This window comes from Nocardioides sp. BE266 (genome assembly GCF_031457855.1).
Lineage (GTDB): Bacteria > Actinomycetota > Actinomycetes > Propionibacteriales > Nocardioidaceae > Nocardioides.
Genome location: NZ_JAURTI010000003.1, coordinates 344,930 through 359,794 on the forward strand (window position 1 = coordinate 344,930; position 14,865 = coordinate 359,794).

Below are 14,865 nucleotides of genomic sequence, written 5' to 3' on the forward strand. Positions count from 1 at the left end.
CACCCGTACTCTTGCCCGGTGACTGCGAAGAGGAGGGCGGCGGGCAAGCCCCAGACCCGGCGACCCAAGCCCCGGCGTACTCCGCGACAGCGTGCCGCGAAGCTCGCCAAGGTCCTCGGGATCGCTGCCGTGGTCGGCCTGCTGGTCCTGACCGGCATCGTCGTGGTGCTCTACCAGGCCATCGACATCCCGGAGGAGAACTCGGCCTTCAAGGCGCAGACCACCTTCGTCTACTACAAGGGCGGCGAGCAGCAGCTCGGCACCTACTACGAGGACCAGAACCGCGAGTCGATCCCGCTCTCGGAGATGCCGCAGACCATGAAGGACGCGGTCGTCGCGGCGGAGAACCAGACGTTCTGGACCGACAAGGGAATCGACCCCAAGGGCATCCTGCGGGCGTTGTTCTCCAACGCACGCGGCAACGAGCGCCAGGGCGCCTCGACCATCACCCAGCAGTACGTGAAGATCCTGTACCTCACGAGCGAGCAGAGCTACAAGCGCAAGATCAAGGAAGCGATCGTCTCGCTCAAGATCCAGCAGCAGTTCAGCAAGAACGAGGTGCTCGAGGGCTACCTCAACACGATCTACTTCGGCCGCGGCGCCTACGGCATCCAGGCCGCAGCCAAGGCCTACTTCGACAAGGACGCCAAGGACCTCAGCCTCCGCGAGTCCGCCGTGCTGGCCACGGTGCTCAACAACCCGACCAAGTTCGACCCGCGCAACGGCAAGGACGCCAGGGCCGACCTCAAGGACCGCTACGCCTACGTCCTCAACAGCATGGCCGACATGGAGACCATCACCACCGACGAGCGCGACCAGGCGCTCAAGCGGCTGCCGAAGTTCCCCAAGATCGCCACCCAGAGCCAGTTCGGCGGCCAGAAGGGCCACATGCTGGCGCTGGTCAAGCAGGAGCTCCTCGCCAAGGGCATCGCGTCGGAGGAGGAGATCGACGGCGGCGGCCTTCGGATCACCACCACCTTCGACCCCGAGGTGATGGCCGACGTCCAGGCCGGTGTGCTGGAGGAGAAGCCCGAGGGCTTCGGCGACAAGCAGCTGCACATCGGCGCCGCGACCGTCGAGGTCGGCACCGGAGCGCTGCGCGGCTTCTACGGCGGCCAGGACTACCTCCAGTCGCAGATCAACTGGGCCGCCACCGGCGGCATGGCCGGCTCGACGATCAAGCCGCTGACCGTCGCCGCGGCGATCAAGCAGGGCTTCTCGATCGACGACACCTTCCAGGGCAACTCGCCCTTCGAGTTCCCCGATGGCACGGAGGTCCGCAACGAGGGCACCGGCAGCGACGGGCTCGGCAACGACTACGGCGAGGCCGTCAGCCTGGTGACCGCCGGCGAGGAGTCGATCAACACCGCCTTCGTCGACATGTCCGACTCCATGGAGGACGGCCCTGCCGCGATCTACGACATGGCCCGCGCGCTCGGCATCCCCGGCGAGACCGCGTCGACGAAGTACCCCGGCATCCCGAACAAGTCCGTCGACTTCAGCCCCTCGGACACCTTGATCACGCTCGGCAAGGGTCGCGTCAGCCCGATCAACATGGCCAACGCCTACGCCACCATCGCCAACGGCGGCCTGCGCGCCGACGTCCACGTCGTGGAGAAGGTCGTCAACCAGAAGGGCGACACCATCTACGAGTGGAAGCCCGACACCCGCCGGGCCGTCGACGAGGACATCGCCGCCGACACGTCGTACGTCATGCAGCAGATCGTGCAGAACGGCACCGGCCAGGCCGCCCTCTCGCTCGGTCGCCCGGCCGCCGGCAAGACCGGCACCGCGACCGGTGGCGAGGACGAGCACGTCTCGTCGTCGTGGTTCGCCGGCTACACGCCGCAGATGGCGACGGCCGTGATGTACGTCCGCGGCGACGGCGACGACCAGATCGACGGGTGGCTGCCGTCGTACTTCGGTGCGGTCTACCCGGCCCAGACCTGGACCGGCATCATGCAGAAGGTCATGGACGGCATGGAGGTCGAGGAGTTCCCCGAGCCGGCCAACGTCGACGGCGACGCGCCCGAGGACGGCCACGAGTACACCCCGCCGCCGCCCCCGCCGCCGAAGCCCAGCAAGCCGACCAAGACGGCCACCGGTGGCATCCCGACCGAGACGCCGACCGAGACGCCGACGGAGACTCCCACCGAGACCCCGACGCCGACCGAGACGCCGACCACCCCGGTGCCGACGGAGACGCCGACCACCCCGGTGCCGCCGCTCCCCACGGAGACGCCGACCACGCCGGTGCCCCGCTCCGAGCCGCGCCAGCGCGTCCCCGACGCCCGTCCCTGACCACGCGCGTGGACGACTCCGCACCCGCCCTCGATCCGGACCGGGCGCCCACCCGCACCGACCCGGTCGCCGCCGCGTTCTCGGCGGTGGTGGGCGGGCCGCTGGGTGACCACGCCGCGGGACACCGCTGGTGGAGCGCGTCGCGGGTGCTGCTCGGGGCGACCGGACTGGTGCTGGCCGGGGGCATGCTCGCCAAGGGCGCCTGCGTGCCGTCGGGCTGGTCCGAGGACAAGCAGCCCTACGCCGAGCTGTGCTGGACCGGCCTGGCGGGCCGGCCCGCCGACTCGGGCACCCCGCCCCACGTCACGACCTGGCTCGAGACGCTCGCCGGCCTCTTCCCGGGCGCGGGCACCGTCTCGACCACCGCAGGGCTCGCCGTGCTGCTGGCCGCCCTCGCGCTGCTCGCCACCTACCTCCTCGCCCGGGTCGACGAGCGCCGTCCGTGGGCGGCCGCCGGGTGGGCGCTGTCCCCGCTCCTGCTGGTGCACTGGCTGTCCTGGGAGCTCGTCGCCGCGGTCGGGGTCGCCGTGCTGCTCTGGGGCTGGACCACCGGCCGGGCCTGGGTCGGCGGCGTCGGAGCCGGCATCGGTGCGGCGTTCGCGCTGCCCGTGGCCGTGGCCTTCGTGGGCGTGGTCGCCGTGGGCGGCCGGCTGCGCGACCGGGTCGACGCGCTCGTCGCGGCTGCCGCGGCCTACGTCGTGGTCACGCTGCCGGGGCGCGGCCACGTCGAGGACCCCGACGTCGGGTCGATTTGGCTCTTCCTCCAGGCGTCCGGTGCGCCGGGCTCGCGCATTTTCCGGATGACGGTGTCGCTGGTGGTGCTCGTCGTCGCCGCGGCGGCCGCCCTGTGGGTGGCGCACCGGTCCGGGCCCACCGTGAAGACCTGCGCGCGGGTCGGGCTGCTGATGACGGTCGCGGCGCTGCTGGTCTCGCCGACCGCTCCGCCCGAGCTCGCCCTGCTGGCGCTGCCGCTCGCCGCGGTCGCCGTACGACGCTGGCGCGACCTGCTCGTCTGGCAGGGCTGCCAGCTGGTCAGCTGGGTGATCACCGGCTGGTGGATCGGCGACGCGCTGCTGCCCACCGTCACCGATGACGACCGCGCCTACTGGCTGGCGATCATGCTCCGCGTGGCCGGCCTGGTGTGGCTGGCCGTGGCCGTGCTGCGCGACCCGTCAGGCGATGACGACACGGTCGAAGTCGGTCGCGGTGAAGCGGACCCGGACCTCGATCTCCTCGCCGACCCGGGGCACGCGCGCGCCTGACGGCACGAACAGCATCGACGCCTGCATGTGCGGCGGCTCGGCGAAGAGTCGCTGCTTGCCGTCGATGGAGAACGGCGAGCGCACGAAGCCGACCGCGTCCATGCCGCCGCGGGCCAGGGTCGCGGCACGGGCCCTGAGCGACTGGTCGCCGGTGGGCGCCTCGAGGCCGATGCCGTGGGCGGTGCCGCCGCTGACCACGACGACGTGCCCGTGCTTGGGGGCGCTGCGACCGCGATAGCCGAAGACGTCGCCGCGCTCGACCTCGTGCACGTCGAGGACGGTCGCGCTCACGCGGAGAGCGCCCCGGTCGCCGAGCCAGAGGTCGGTGCCGATCCGCGGACGGACCGTGAAGTCGGGGTAGCTGCCGGCGAGCCCGGTGATCTCGGCGTGGGTGAGGTGGGAGACGAAGATCGTGCGGGTGGGCAAGCCGGAGGCGACCACGTCGTTGACCAGCCGGCTGACCTCGCCGAGGTGCGAGGTCGTGTTGAGCGGCAGGTGGACGGCGACGCCCCGCAGGCCGCTGCGACCCGGGCCGAGCGCCTCGGCCGCGGCGGCGAGGTCGCGGCGGGTCATCCCGTGGCGGCGCATCGAGGTGAGCTGCTCGAGCACGAAGTGGGCCGACGGGTCGTGCGCGAGGAGCGTGGTGAGGTCCTCAGCCCGGCTGACCGTGTGGACCACGCGTCGCGCGGTCCGCTCATCGAGCTCGAGCGCCGCCCCGAACGGCCGCCAGGGCGTGAGCACCAGCAGGTCGCCGTCGAAGCGAGAGGCCGCCTCGGCCAGCTCGTCGTACGTGCCGACGGCGAGGGTGTCGACCGGCGCACCCGTCTCCGCGGCGTGCTCGGCGAGCCACTGCGCGCGCCGGGCCAGCCGGCCGAGCGTGAGGCCGTAGCCGTTGCCCTTGGCCACCGGGACGATGCCCGGGAACCTGGTGGCGGTGGCGAGCAGGTGGGCGCGCCACCGGTCGCCGTCGACCGTCAAGGTGAGGCTCATCCCACGCTCATCCTCTCCGTGCGAGGTAGAGCTGGAACGCCTTGTAGATGGCGCGGTTGATCGGCAGGTCCCACTCGCCGGCGTACTCCACGGCCTGGCCGCCGGTGCCGACCTTGAACTGGATCAGCCCGACGTGGGGGTCGTCGGCGTCGAGGGTCTCGGTGATGCCGCGCAGGTCGTAGACGTGGGCGCCGGCCTCCATCGCGTGGCGGATCATCGCCCACTGCACGCCGTTGGAGCCGCGGACGTCGCGCTTCTCGGTCGAGGACGCGCCGTAGGAGTACCACGCGTGGGTGCCGACGCGGATCGCGATCGTCGCGGCGACCAGGTCGCCCTCGTGGCGGGCCAGCCAGAGCTGGATCCGGTCGGGGTCCTCGGCGCCGAGGGCCTCGACCATCGTCTGGAAGTACGTCAGCGGCCGCGGCGTGAAGTGGTCGCGCTCGGCCGTGTGGGCGTAGAGGTCGTGGAAGGCCTTGAGGTCGGTCGCGTCACCGCGGACCACCTCGACGCCGGACTTGTCGGCCTTCTTGATGTTGCGGCGCCAGAGCTGGTTCATGCCCTTGAGGACGTCGTCCTCCGAGCGCGGTGCGCCGGAGTCGTCGACCAGCGGGATCTGGAAGTTGAACTGCGGCTGGCCGGCCGAGAAGCCTCCCTCGGCAGCCTGGTGCTGCCAGCCCAGCTCGTGGAGCTGGGCGATGACGCGCGCGCCGTCCTGTGACCGCTCGAGAGGAGGTACGTCGCCCAGCGAGCGCACCGACTCGTCGGCGATCCCGGCCTTGACCTGCTCGGCGGACCACCGGCGGGTCACCACCGGCGGACCCATCCGCACGGCGAAGGCGCCCTGCTTCTTCAGGTGGGCGACCATCGGTGCCAGCCAGGCCTCGAGGTCGTCGCCGGACCAGTCGATCACCGGTCCCTCGGGCAGGTAGGCGAGGTAGCGCTTGACCTTCGGCAGCTGGCGGTAGAGCACGAGGCCGACGCCGACGAGGTCGCCGCCGCGGTGCCAGCCGACGGACTCGCTGCGCCACTCGGACTTCACGGCCGCCCACGCAGGTGTCTGGAGGAAGCTGGCGGACGACCGGCCGGCGATGAACTCGCGGTGCTCCTGCGCGGTGATCGGGCGGAGCGAGAGGGGGGTCGTCACCTGGGAGACGTTACAAGGGACCAGACACGACCCCCGTACGTGTCTGGTCCCTTGCCTCTACAGACGTCGGTCGCACGGGTTTGGTTGCGTCGGTGTCAAAACTTTCTTGACGAATTCTTGTCGCCCTCCGACTCAACCTTTCTCAGAGGTGCTCGCGCAGCCACGCGAAGTCGGCCCTGTGCTCAGCTGCGCCGCCGGGCGTCTCGCAGATGACAGGCGCGCCTGCCTCACGCACGACGCCCGCGAACTCGTCGGCCGGCAGGTGGCCCTGGCCGAAGTTGGCGTGGCGGTCGGCGCCGGAGTCGAAGTCGTCGCGCGAGTCGTTGGCGTGCACGAGGTCGATCCGGCCGGTGATCGCGCGGACCTTCTCCACCGCGTCGCCGAGCTCGATGCCGCCGGCCCACGCGTGGCAGGTGTCGAGGCAGAAGCCCACGTCCTCTGAACCGTCGGCCGAGGAGATGGCGTCCCAGACGCGGGCGATCCGGTCGAGGTGGCGGGCCATCGCGTTGTCGCCGCCGGCGGTGTTCTCGATGAGCAGCGGGATCTTGAGGTCGGTGGCCTCGATCGCCTTGCGCCAGTTGTCGAAGCCGACCGTGGGGTCGTCGTCCTTGTTGACGTGGCCGCCGTGGACGATCAGTCCCTTGGCGCCGATCTCCGCGGCGGCGTCCATGTGCTGCTGGAGCAGCTTGCGGCTCGGGATCCGGATCCGGTTGTTGGTCGTGGCGACGTTGACGATGTAGGGGGCGTGGACGTAGAGGTCGACGCCTGCCTCCTCGGCCGCTGCGCGCAGCGCCGCCGCGCCGCCCTCGAACCGGATCTCCGGCCCCTTGTAGCCCTGCGGGTCGCCGAGGAAGAACTGCACCAGCGTGGTCTCGCGCGCGATCGCCTCCGCGACCGGGTCGGTCTGCTCGACGTGGGCACCGATCTTCGTCGTCATGCGGCCCAGCCTAGGAGGACCCACAGACAGCCCACGACCACGCTGGTCAGGACGACGACGGCCGCCCAACCCGCCCAGTCGACCCCGGCGCCCGTACGACGCCGACGCGGGGCCGCGCCCAGCCGGTCGGGCACCGGAGGGCACTCCGCCGGCGGTACGGGGAGCCGCCGGAGCAGGCGCAGCGCCGCCTCGGCCGACGCCACGCGCTGGGCGGGGTCGGTGACGAGCAGACGCTCGACGAACGTCCGGAGCGGGTGCGACGGGATCTCGCCCTGGTGGGTCGGCGGTAGCCCGGTGACCATCTCGAGCGCCACCCGGCCGACGGCGTACAGGTCCTGCGTGGGCTCCGGCAGCGCGCCGCGGGCCTGTTCGGGCGCCATGTAGCCGTCGGTGCCGATGGCTCCCGGGACGGTGGTGAACCGCCGGTCGGCGACCGGGGCCGCGACGCCGAAGTCGCCGAGGCGGAGGTGGGGCGGCCCGTCGCCCGTCGCCTCGAGGAGGAGGTTGGCCGGCTTGACGTCGCGGTGCACCAGCCCGGCACCGTGCACCGCGGCCAGCCCGAGGAGGAGCTGCTCGAGCAGCAGCGACGCCGTGCCGGGGTCGAGCGGGCCGTGCTCGCGCAGCAGGTCGGCCACCGACCCGCCCGGCACCAGCTCCATCGCGAGCACCACGAGGTCGTCCTCGGCCGCCCAGCCGTGGGGCGCCACGACGTGGGGGTGCCGCACCCGGATCGCCTGCTCGCGCACGAAGCGCGCCAGCAGCGCCGAGCTGTGCCGGCCGAGCACCTTGATCGCGACGTGGCGCCGGGTGCGCTCGTCCCAGGCCCGCCAAACCGAGCCCATGCCGCCGGTGCCGACCTGGTCGAGCAGGACGTAGCGCCCCGCCACCACGGCGGGTCGGGACGGTGCGGTCGCGGCCACCTCTCGACGCTAGCCGGGTCCGCGTCCTCGTGCCGGCGTCCTCCACAGGGGGTGCGGAGCCCGGTCTGGACCGGTGGTGCCAGCCGTATTGCCGTGGCCACCCCGGTACGGGATCCTCGCCGCTGATCGGCCCGGACCCGGGCCACCTCACGGGGGAGAACACCCATGTCCGATTCCACGCCCGGCGCCGAGCACACGCCCGAGCCCACGCCCGAGCCGACGCCCGCCTCGCCGTCGTTCCCGTCGTCGCCGACCGGCTCGACCTCGGCCAACGACGCCGTCGCGACGCTGAAGTCCGCCGACCGGCTCGACCTCGGCATCATCGGCGCCGGCGTCCTGGTGTTCCTCGGCTCGCTGCTGCCCTACTACACGTGGACGGTCGACATGCCCGGCGCCGACACCTCCTCGCTGTCGGGGTGGCACGGGTTCCTCGGCTGGTTCGGGGCGCTCGCCGCCCTCGTGGGCGCGGCCCTGCTCGCCGCCAGGCTCATCGGGGTCGGCCTCCAGCTGCCCGTCCCGGTCCGCACCGCCGTCCTCGGCCTCTTCGCTCTCGCGACGGTCTGCACCCTGCTCGCGATGTTCGTGACGCCGGGCCCGGACTGCGACGGCATCCTCGGGTCGTTCTGCGACATCCTCGACGAGGGCCGGGGCTTCGGGTACTGGCTCGCGCTGCTCTCGACGATCGCCGGCACGGCGCTGGCGGCGATGCGCCGCTCGGCCGACTGAAGCAGCCTCTCCCCAGCGGCGTACGACGATTCCGGAAGGCGCGTACGCCGCTGGTAGTCTTCCCCGGTTGCCTTCGGGCGACCGCGGCGCACGACCCACGTCGTACTCGCGCCGCGAACGCACAGTCCTCCTGCCACGGAAAGCCCGTGGCCGCTCTAGCCCAGAGGAGGTGGAGACCGCTATGCGTGCCTATGAAGTGATGGTCATCCTCGACCCGAGTCTCGACGAGCGCACCATCGAGCCGTCGCTCGACAAGTACCTCAACGTGATCCGCAAGGACGGCGGCTCGGTCGAGTCCGTCGACGTGTGGGGTCGTCGCCGGATGGCCTACGAGATCAAGAAGAACGCCGAGGGCATCTACGCCGTCATCAACCTGACGGCCGAGCCCGCGACGGTCAAGGAGTTCGACCGCCAGCTCACGCTGAACGAGTCGATCCTGCGCACGAAGGTCCTGCGTCCCGACGCCCACTGATCGCCCGCACGGGCATCTGTGGAAAGACCCTTCACGCTGTGGGTGGCTGCCTGTTTGATGGGCAGCACACCTAGAGCACACCGGATCAGCAGGACATTCTGAGGAGACCTGACATGGCAGGCGAGACCACGATCACCGTCATCGGCAACCTCGTCGACGACCCGGAGCTGCGGTTCACCCCCTCGGGGGCACCTGTGGCCAACTTCCGGATCGCGTCGACGCCGCGCACCTTCGACCGCCAGAGCAACGAGTGGAAGGACGGCGACACGCTGTTCCTCTCGTGCGCTGTGTGGCGCCAGGCCGCGGAGAACGTTGCCGAGTCCCTCCAGCGGGGCATGCGCGTGATCGTCCAGGGTCGCCTGAAGTCGCGTCAGTACGAGACCCGCGAGGGTGAGAAGCGCACCGTCTTCGAGATCGACGTCGAGGAGGTCGGCCCGTCGCTGCGCAGTGCATCGGCCAAGGTCACCAAGACGACGCGACAGGGCGGCGGTGGCGGCTACTCCGGTGGCGGCGGCTACTCGGGTGGCGGCGGTGGCGGTCAGTCCGCGCCGGCCGACGACCCGTGGGCCAGCCCCGCTCCCTCCCAGGGTGGCCAGGGTGGCGGCAACTGGGGCGGTCAGCCCCAGGGTGGCGGCCAGTCCGCGCCGGCCAACGACCCGTGGGCCACGCCCGGGGTCAGCGGCGGCAACGACGAGCCCCCGTTTTAAGGGCCTGCGGCTGAGCTTGCGAAGCCGTGACCGGACGTATCGAGACCCTCTGATCCGGATCACCTGAATACACACCACCATTCCGTCCCTGATTGCCTTCAGGGCCGGGCTCACTGAAAGGGAGCACCACAATGGCCAAGGCAATTCTGCGCAAGCCCAAGAAGAAGGTTTGCCAGTTCTGCAAGGAGAAGGCGACCGGTGTCGACTACAAGGACACCACGCTGCTCCGCAAGTTCATCTCCGACCGTGGCAAGATCCGCGCCCGTCGCGTGACCGGCAACTGCGTCCAGCACCAGCGCGACGTGGCCATCGCCGTCAAGAACGCGCGCGAGCTGGCTCTGCTGCCCTACACGTCCACCGGTCGCTGAGAGGAGCACGAGACATGAAGCTCATCCTGACCCAGGAGGTCGACGGCCTCGGCGCCCCCGGCGACGTGGTCGAGGTCAAGGACGGCTACGGCCGCAACTACCTCGTTCCCCGTGGCCTCGGCATCAAGTGGACCCGCGGCGGCGAGAAGACCATCGAGTCGATCAAGTCCGCCCGCACCGCCCGCGCCGCTCGCGACGAGGGCCACGCCCAGGAGATCAAGACCAAGCTCGAGGCCAACGCGGTCAACGTGAAGGTCCGTGCCGGTGAGGGTGGCCGCCTGTTCGGCGCCGTCACCACCGCCGAGATCGCCGACGCGATCTCGGAGATCTCGGGCGAGAAGGTCGACCGTCGCACGATCGTGGTCGCGAACCCGATCAAGACGCTCGGCTCGCACGCGGTGTCGGTCAAGCTGCACGACGAGGTGTCCGCCACGGTGGCCCTCAACGTCGTCCCCGCCTGATCACCTGACGCACTCGACGGCCCGCTGCCTCCTCGGAGGCGGCGGGCCGTCCTGCATGTGCGGGTCAGTCCGCCGGCGGGAACCTGTTCGGGCGCGCAACGACGGCGTCGACGACCACGGGCTTGCTGCTCAGCGACTCGATGGTGATCCGTCCCGAGCGCATCCCGGAGTAGCGGTCGATGACGACGAGCTGGGTGAGAGCGGTACGCCGACCCGACAGGTCGACCACGTGCCAGTCGCGCCGCCCCACGCGCACGCGCACCTTGCCGAAGGCGGGGCCCGTCGGGGCGAGCAGCCGCAGCTCGCCCACCTTGGTCCGGGGGAGCACCAGCCGGGCGCCGCGCTTCTCGGCGCGGAGCGCGTCGCCGCGGAAGTAGCCCTCGTTGCGCACCTTCGACCACCCCTTCGACCGGGTCAGGTTGCGGGGGACGAAGAACTCCACCGGCTTCGACCAGGCGCTCGGGTTGCCGGCGCGGTCGACGGCTCGCGCCGTAACGACGTGGCGACCCGGCTTGGGGTCCTTCACCACCCACGTCGGGCCGGTGCAGGTGGTCGGCCGCCCGTTGTCGGTGCACTCGTAGGTGGTGCCGGGCTCGCTGCTGTTGAGTCGCAGCGGCACCGTGGCCGAGGTCATCACCGGCTGCGTCGGGGTGTCGGCGTCGTACCCGCTGCGGGTGACGAACACGAACGGGACCTTGGTGTCCTGGCCCCAGGCGATCGAGACCGCGGTCTGGTCGACGTCAGGGGTGTCGACGACGACGCCCGGGCCGAGCAGCTGGTCGGGGTTGCGCGCGGCGTCGCCGAGGTCGACCGCGCGTGCCGAGAAGACGTACCCACCGGCCGCGACGTCGGGCAGCCCGGTCAGCGTCACCGGGCTGGTGCACGGCTTCCAGTCGTAGGGGTCCGGGGTGCCGGTGAGCCTGCACTCGAAGCCGAAGGGCCCGGTGTCCGCGTCGGTGACCGACGAGGAGAGGGTGAACGTGACCGTGGAGACGTTGACGTAGCCCGCCGCGTTGGGGGTGACGGACGCGGCCACCGAGGTCTCGGGCGGCGAGCTGTCGTCACACCCGTCCAGCAGCACGTTGGGCGGGGTCTCGTCGGTGCAGCCCGGTGTCGCCCCGGCCGGAGCCGTGCCCGTGGCGACCAGCGTCGCCGTGGCCAGGGCCGTCGCAAGAGCCGCCGCCGAGCGGCGTACCCAGGTCGTGGTCATGCTGTCCTCCCTCGCGCCGCACCCGAGCGGCGCTCCCTCGAGAGGCTCAACGGCTGGAGGTGGCTCCGGTTACGAGCCAGCGGTCGCCGCGAGCCCGCCACGACAGCAGCACCCCTCGCGCACCCATGAAGACGACGGTCATCGCCACCCAGACCCAGACCAGGCCGTGCGGGAGCGTGGCCGCCACGAGCGCGGCGGGGGCGTACGCCGCCAGCACCACGAGGCCGGCCCACGCGAGGTAGGCGCCGTCGCCGGCGCCGATGAGCACGCCGTCGAGCACGAACACGAGGCCGGCGAGCGGCTGCCCGACGGCGGCGACGAGCAGCACCGGGACCAGGAGGTCGCGGACCTCCTGGTCGGCGGTGAAGAGCGCGCCGATGAAGGGGGAGGAGATCGCGAGCGCCGCGCCGGCCACGATCCCGCTGCCCCAGCCCCAGCGGATCATCCGCCTCGTGAGCTGTCGGGTGGTGTCGACGTCACCCTGCCCGAGCGAGCGCCCGGTGAGCGCCTGGGCCGCGATCGCGATCGCGTCGAGCGCGAAGGCGAGGAAGCTCCACAGCGTGATGGCAACCTGGTGGGTGGCGACGTTGACGTCGGTGGCGAAGCTGTCCACCCGGGTGACGGCGTACGTCCCGACGAGGAGGCAGGCGCGCAGGGCCAGGGTGCGGATCACCAGTGCGACGGCGGCGTGCGCCGCCGCCCTGATGCCGGCGACGTCGGGGGACAGCGGGGCGTCGTGCTCGCGCGCGGCGCGCACCACGACCGCGACGAGCCAGGCCGCGGACAGCACCTGGGCGAGGACCGAGCCGATCGCGGAGCCGGCGATGCCGAGGTCGAGGCCGTAGACGAGGACCACGTTGAGGACGATGTTGAGGCCGTTGCCGACGACCGCGACGTGGAGCGGCGTACGGGTGTCCTGCAGGCCGCGCAGCACCCCGGTCGCGGCGAGCATGACGAGCAGCGGCGTGGTGCCGAGGAAGGCGATCGCGAGGTAGGTCTCGGCGTGGTCGGCGACCTCCGCGCCGGTCCCGAAGGCGCCGACGAGGGTGGGCGTGAGGACGATGCCGAGGACGGTGGCGAGCGCGCCGATGATGATGGCGAGCCAGACCCCGTCGACGCCCTGGGCCAGCGCGGCGCGCAGGTCGCCGGCACCGAGGTGTCGCGCGACGCTCGCGGTGGTGCCGTACGCGAGGAAGACGCACAGCCCGACGACCGTCTGGAGGATCACGGCGGCGACGCCGAGACCCGCGAGCTCGGGGGTGCCCAGGTGGCCGACGATGGCGGCGTCGGAGAGCAGGAAGAGCGGCTCGGCGACCAGGGCGAGGAAGGCCGGCACGGCCAGGCGCAGGATCTCCCGGTCGGTGGCGTTCACGGGTCAGACCCTAGGGAGTCGGTGTCGCGAGCGTGGATTCGCGTTCCACATACTGACGGTTACCCCGGGTGTACATAGTCCGATGGGACTACCTGTGTAGAGCCGTGTGGATGATGGCGGCGTGGCGGTCATCTCGTGCCGTTGTCGACAAAGCAACAGGCATCATCCAGATGTCGGACAGGTGAACGACCCGAGGGCCGTGGGAATTTCCATCCACAGTGTGTGGATCGTGTTTGCGCAGGTCAGAGGGCCTTATCCCCGATGAGGTACGTCGATCTCCACAGCCACGTCCACGGTGTGTGCACCGCCCGTCGCGTGTCGTCCACGCGCGTACCCACCTTCTCCACAGAGCCTGTGGATAACTTGCCCTCGTCGGCTTCCCACGGACCCTTCCGAGCACGTACGGTCTCGCGCGGACGTCAGCAGCAGGACGCAGCGACGACGGGTCGACGTGCCGCAGCGCGGCGGATGTCGGCCGGATGTCAGTGGTCGGCCCTAGCGTCGTGGACAGTGGTGAGCGGGCAGTGGTCACGGGACGTGACCAGTGGAGAGGAGCTTCGGTGAGCATCGCCTTCGAGGGGGACACCGACGAGGCCTGGGGCGACGGTCCCGCGGCCTACGAGCCCGGCGAGTCGCCGCGCTCGGCGGGTGACCGCACCCCTCCGCAGGACAACGCCGCCGAGCAGAGCGTGCTCGGCTCGATGCTGCTCTCCAAGGACGCGATCGCCGACGTCGTCGACGTGATCAAGGGCGTCGACTACTACCGCCCGGCCCACGAGGTCATCCACGACGCGATCATCGACCTCTACGGTCGCGGCGAGCCGGCCGACCCGATCACGGTGGCGGCCGAGCTGCAGAAGCGCGGCGAGCTCCAGCGCATCGGTGGGGCTCCCTACCTCCACACCCTGTCGGCCAACGTGCCGATCGCGGCCAACGCCGGCTACTACGCCGAGATCGTGCGCGACAAGGCGATCCTGCGCCGCCTGGTCGAGGCCGGCACCCGCATCGCGTCCCTCGGCTACGCCGGTGAGGGCGACATCGACGACGTCGTCGACAACGCCCAGGCCGAGGTCTACAAGGTCACCGACCGTCGTGCGAGCGTCGACTACGCGCCGCTGAGCGACATCATGAGCGGCGTCCTCGACGAGATCGAGGCGATCGGCAACCGCGAGGCCGGCCTCTACGGCGTGCCCACGGGGTTCGCCGACCTCGACGACCTGACCAACGGTCTCCACTCCGGCCAGATGATCATCGTCGCGGCCCGACCCGCGATGGGTAAGTCGACGCTGGCGCTCGACTTCTGTCGTGCGGCCTCGATCCACAACAACCTGACCAGCGTCTTCTTCAGCCTCGAGATGACGCGCTCCGAGATCATGATGCGCCTGCTCTCGGCCGAGGCGAAGGTGCCGCTCAACCACATCCGCAACGGCACGATGCGCGACGACGACTGGGAGAAGCTGGCCCGCAAGATGGGCCAGGTCTCGGGTGCGCCGATGTTCATCGACGACAGCCCCAACATGACGATGATGGAGATCCGGGCCAAGGCGCGACGCCTCAAGCAGCGCCACGACCTCAAGCTCATCGTCATCGACTACATGCAGCTGATGAGCTCGGGCAAGAAGGTCGAGTCCCGCCAGCTCGAGGTCTCGGAGTTCTCCCGCAACATCAAGCTCCTCGCCAAGGAGCTCGAGTGCCCGATCATCGCGCTCTCCCAGCTCAACCGTGGTCCCGAGCAGCGCGGCGACAAGCGCCCGATGATGAGCGACCTGCGTGAGTCCGGCTCCCTCGAGCAGGACGCCGACATGGTGATCCTGCTCCACCGCGACGACGTCTACGAGAAGGAGTCGACCCGCCCCGGCGAGGCCGACCTGATCGTGGCCAAGCACCGCAACGGCCCCACCCGCGACCTCACCGTCGCCTTCCAGGGCCACTACTCCCGCTTCGTCGACATGGCCCAGGGCTAGGCAGTCGACCTACTCCGCCCGGGCGGAGGAT

The 14,865-nt window shown here is 71.0% G+C and carries 14 protein-coding genes; 8 read left to right on the plus strand and 6 right to left on the minus strand.

Annotated elements, in window-relative coordinates; all coding sequences use genetic code 11:
- Positions 1 to 18: 18 nt before the first annotated feature.
- Complete coding sequence (locus J2X46_RS10280; RefSeq protein ID WP_310249802.1) at positions 19 to 2,301, plus strand: transglycosylase domain-containing protein; 2,283 nt, start codon at positions 19 to 21, stop codon at positions 2,299 to 2,301.
- Positions 2,302 to 2,309: 8 nt separating this feature from the next.
- Positions 2,310 to 3,563: a hypothetical protein gene (locus tag J2X46_RS10285; protein ID WP_310249804.1), complete on the plus strand. Its 1,254-nt coding sequence runs from the start codon at positions 2,310 to 2,312 to the stop codon at positions 3,561 to 3,563.
- On the opposite strand, the gene J2X46_RS10290 is transcribed toward J2X46_RS10285, so the two are convergent.
- From J2X46_RS10290 to J2X46_RS10305, 4 genes are all read right to left on the minus strand, one after another.
- Entirely contained in the window at positions 3,474 to 4,553 is a 1,080-nt protein-coding gene (locus J2X46_RS10290; protein WP_310249806.1) for an alanine racemase, read from the minus strand. The two genes, J2X46_RS10285 and J2X46_RS10290, sit on opposite strands and share 90 nt — an antisense overlap.
- 7 nt (positions 4,554 to 4,560) lie before the next feature.
- Positions 4,561 to 5,697 (minus strand): peptidoglycan bridge formation glycyltransferase FemA/FemB family protein, encoded by a 1,137-nt coding sequence (locus tag J2X46_RS10295; RefSeq protein ID WP_310249808.1) that lies wholly within the window; start codon positions 5,695 to 5,697, stop codon positions 4,561 to 4,563.
- Between the two features lie 142 nt (positions 5,698 to 5,839).
- Positions 5,840 to 6,634, minus strand: a complete 795-nt coding sequence (locus J2X46_RS10300; RefSeq protein ID WP_310249809.1) for a deoxyribonuclease IV — start codon at positions 6,632 to 6,634, stop codon at positions 5,840 to 5,842.
- The gene (locus J2X46_RS10305) at positions 6,631 to 7,554 is read right to left on the minus strand and encodes a serine/threonine-protein kinase (RefSeq protein ID WP_310249811.1); all 924 of its coding nucleotides are present in this window, start codon (positions 7,552 to 7,554) and stop codon (positions 6,631 to 6,633) included. The genes J2X46_RS10300 and J2X46_RS10305 overlap by 4 nt, the downstream gene beginning before the upstream one ends.
- A gap of 165 nt (positions 7,555 to 7,719) precedes the next feature.
- Here J2X46_RS10305 and J2X46_RS10310 point away from each other — a divergent pair, with 165 nt between their 5' ends.
- The 5 genes from J2X46_RS10310 (at position 7,720) to rplI (ending at position 10,288) form a co-directional block, all read left to right on the plus strand.
- Positions 7,720 to 8,280: a hypothetical protein gene (locus tag J2X46_RS10310; protein ID WP_310249813.1), complete on the plus strand. Its 561-nt coding sequence runs from the start codon at positions 7,720 to 7,722 to the stop codon at positions 8,278 to 8,280.
- Between the two features lie 181 nt (positions 8,281 to 8,461).
- Positions 8,462 to 8,752, plus strand: a complete 291-nt coding sequence (gene rpsF / locus J2X46_RS10315) for a 30S ribosomal protein S6 (protein WP_310249814.1) — start codon at positions 8,462 to 8,464, stop codon at positions 8,750 to 8,752.
- Positions 8,753 to 8,865: 113 nt separating this feature from the next.
- Complete coding sequence (locus tag J2X46_RS10320; RefSeq protein ID WP_310249816.1) at positions 8,866 to 9,459, plus strand: single-stranded DNA-binding protein; 594 nt, start codon at positions 8,866 to 8,868, stop codon at positions 9,457 to 9,459.
- A gap of 131 nt (positions 9,460 to 9,590) precedes the next feature.
- Positions 9,591 to 9,827, plus strand: coding sequence for a 30S ribosomal protein S18 (gene rpsR, locus J2X46_RS10325; RefSeq protein ID WP_056603689.1), 237 nt, complete (start codon positions 9,591 to 9,593; stop codon positions 9,825 to 9,827).
- A gap of 14 nt (positions 9,828 to 9,841) precedes the next feature.
- The gene (gene rplI, locus J2X46_RS10330) at positions 9,842 to 10,288 is read left to right on the plus strand and encodes a 50S ribosomal protein L9 (protein WP_310249823.1); all 447 of its coding nucleotides are present in this window, start codon (positions 9,842 to 9,844) and stop codon (positions 10,286 to 10,288) included.
- Positions 10,289 to 10,352: 64 nt separating this feature from the next.
- Here the strand turns inward: rplI and J2X46_RS10335 are convergent, their stop codons facing one another.
- Positions 10,353 to 11,498 (minus strand): hypothetical protein, encoded by a 1,146-nt coding sequence (locus tag J2X46_RS10335; protein WP_310249825.1) that lies wholly within the window; start codon positions 11,496 to 11,498, stop codon positions 10,353 to 10,355.
- A 46-nt stretch (positions 11,499 to 11,544) separates the two neighbouring features.
- Complete coding sequence (locus J2X46_RS10340; protein ID WP_310249827.1) at positions 11,545 to 12,870, minus strand: MATE family efflux transporter; 1,326 nt, start codon at positions 12,868 to 12,870, stop codon at positions 11,545 to 11,547.
- A 566-nt stretch (positions 12,871 to 13,436) separates the two neighbouring features.
- Here J2X46_RS10340 and dnaB point away from each other — a divergent pair.
- Positions 13,437 to 14,834, plus strand: coding sequence for a replicative DNA helicase (dnaB, locus tag J2X46_RS10345; protein ID WP_374454899.1), 1,398 nt, complete (start codon positions 13,437 to 13,439; stop codon positions 14,832 to 14,834).
- Positions 14,835 to 14,865: the final 31 nt, after the last annotated feature.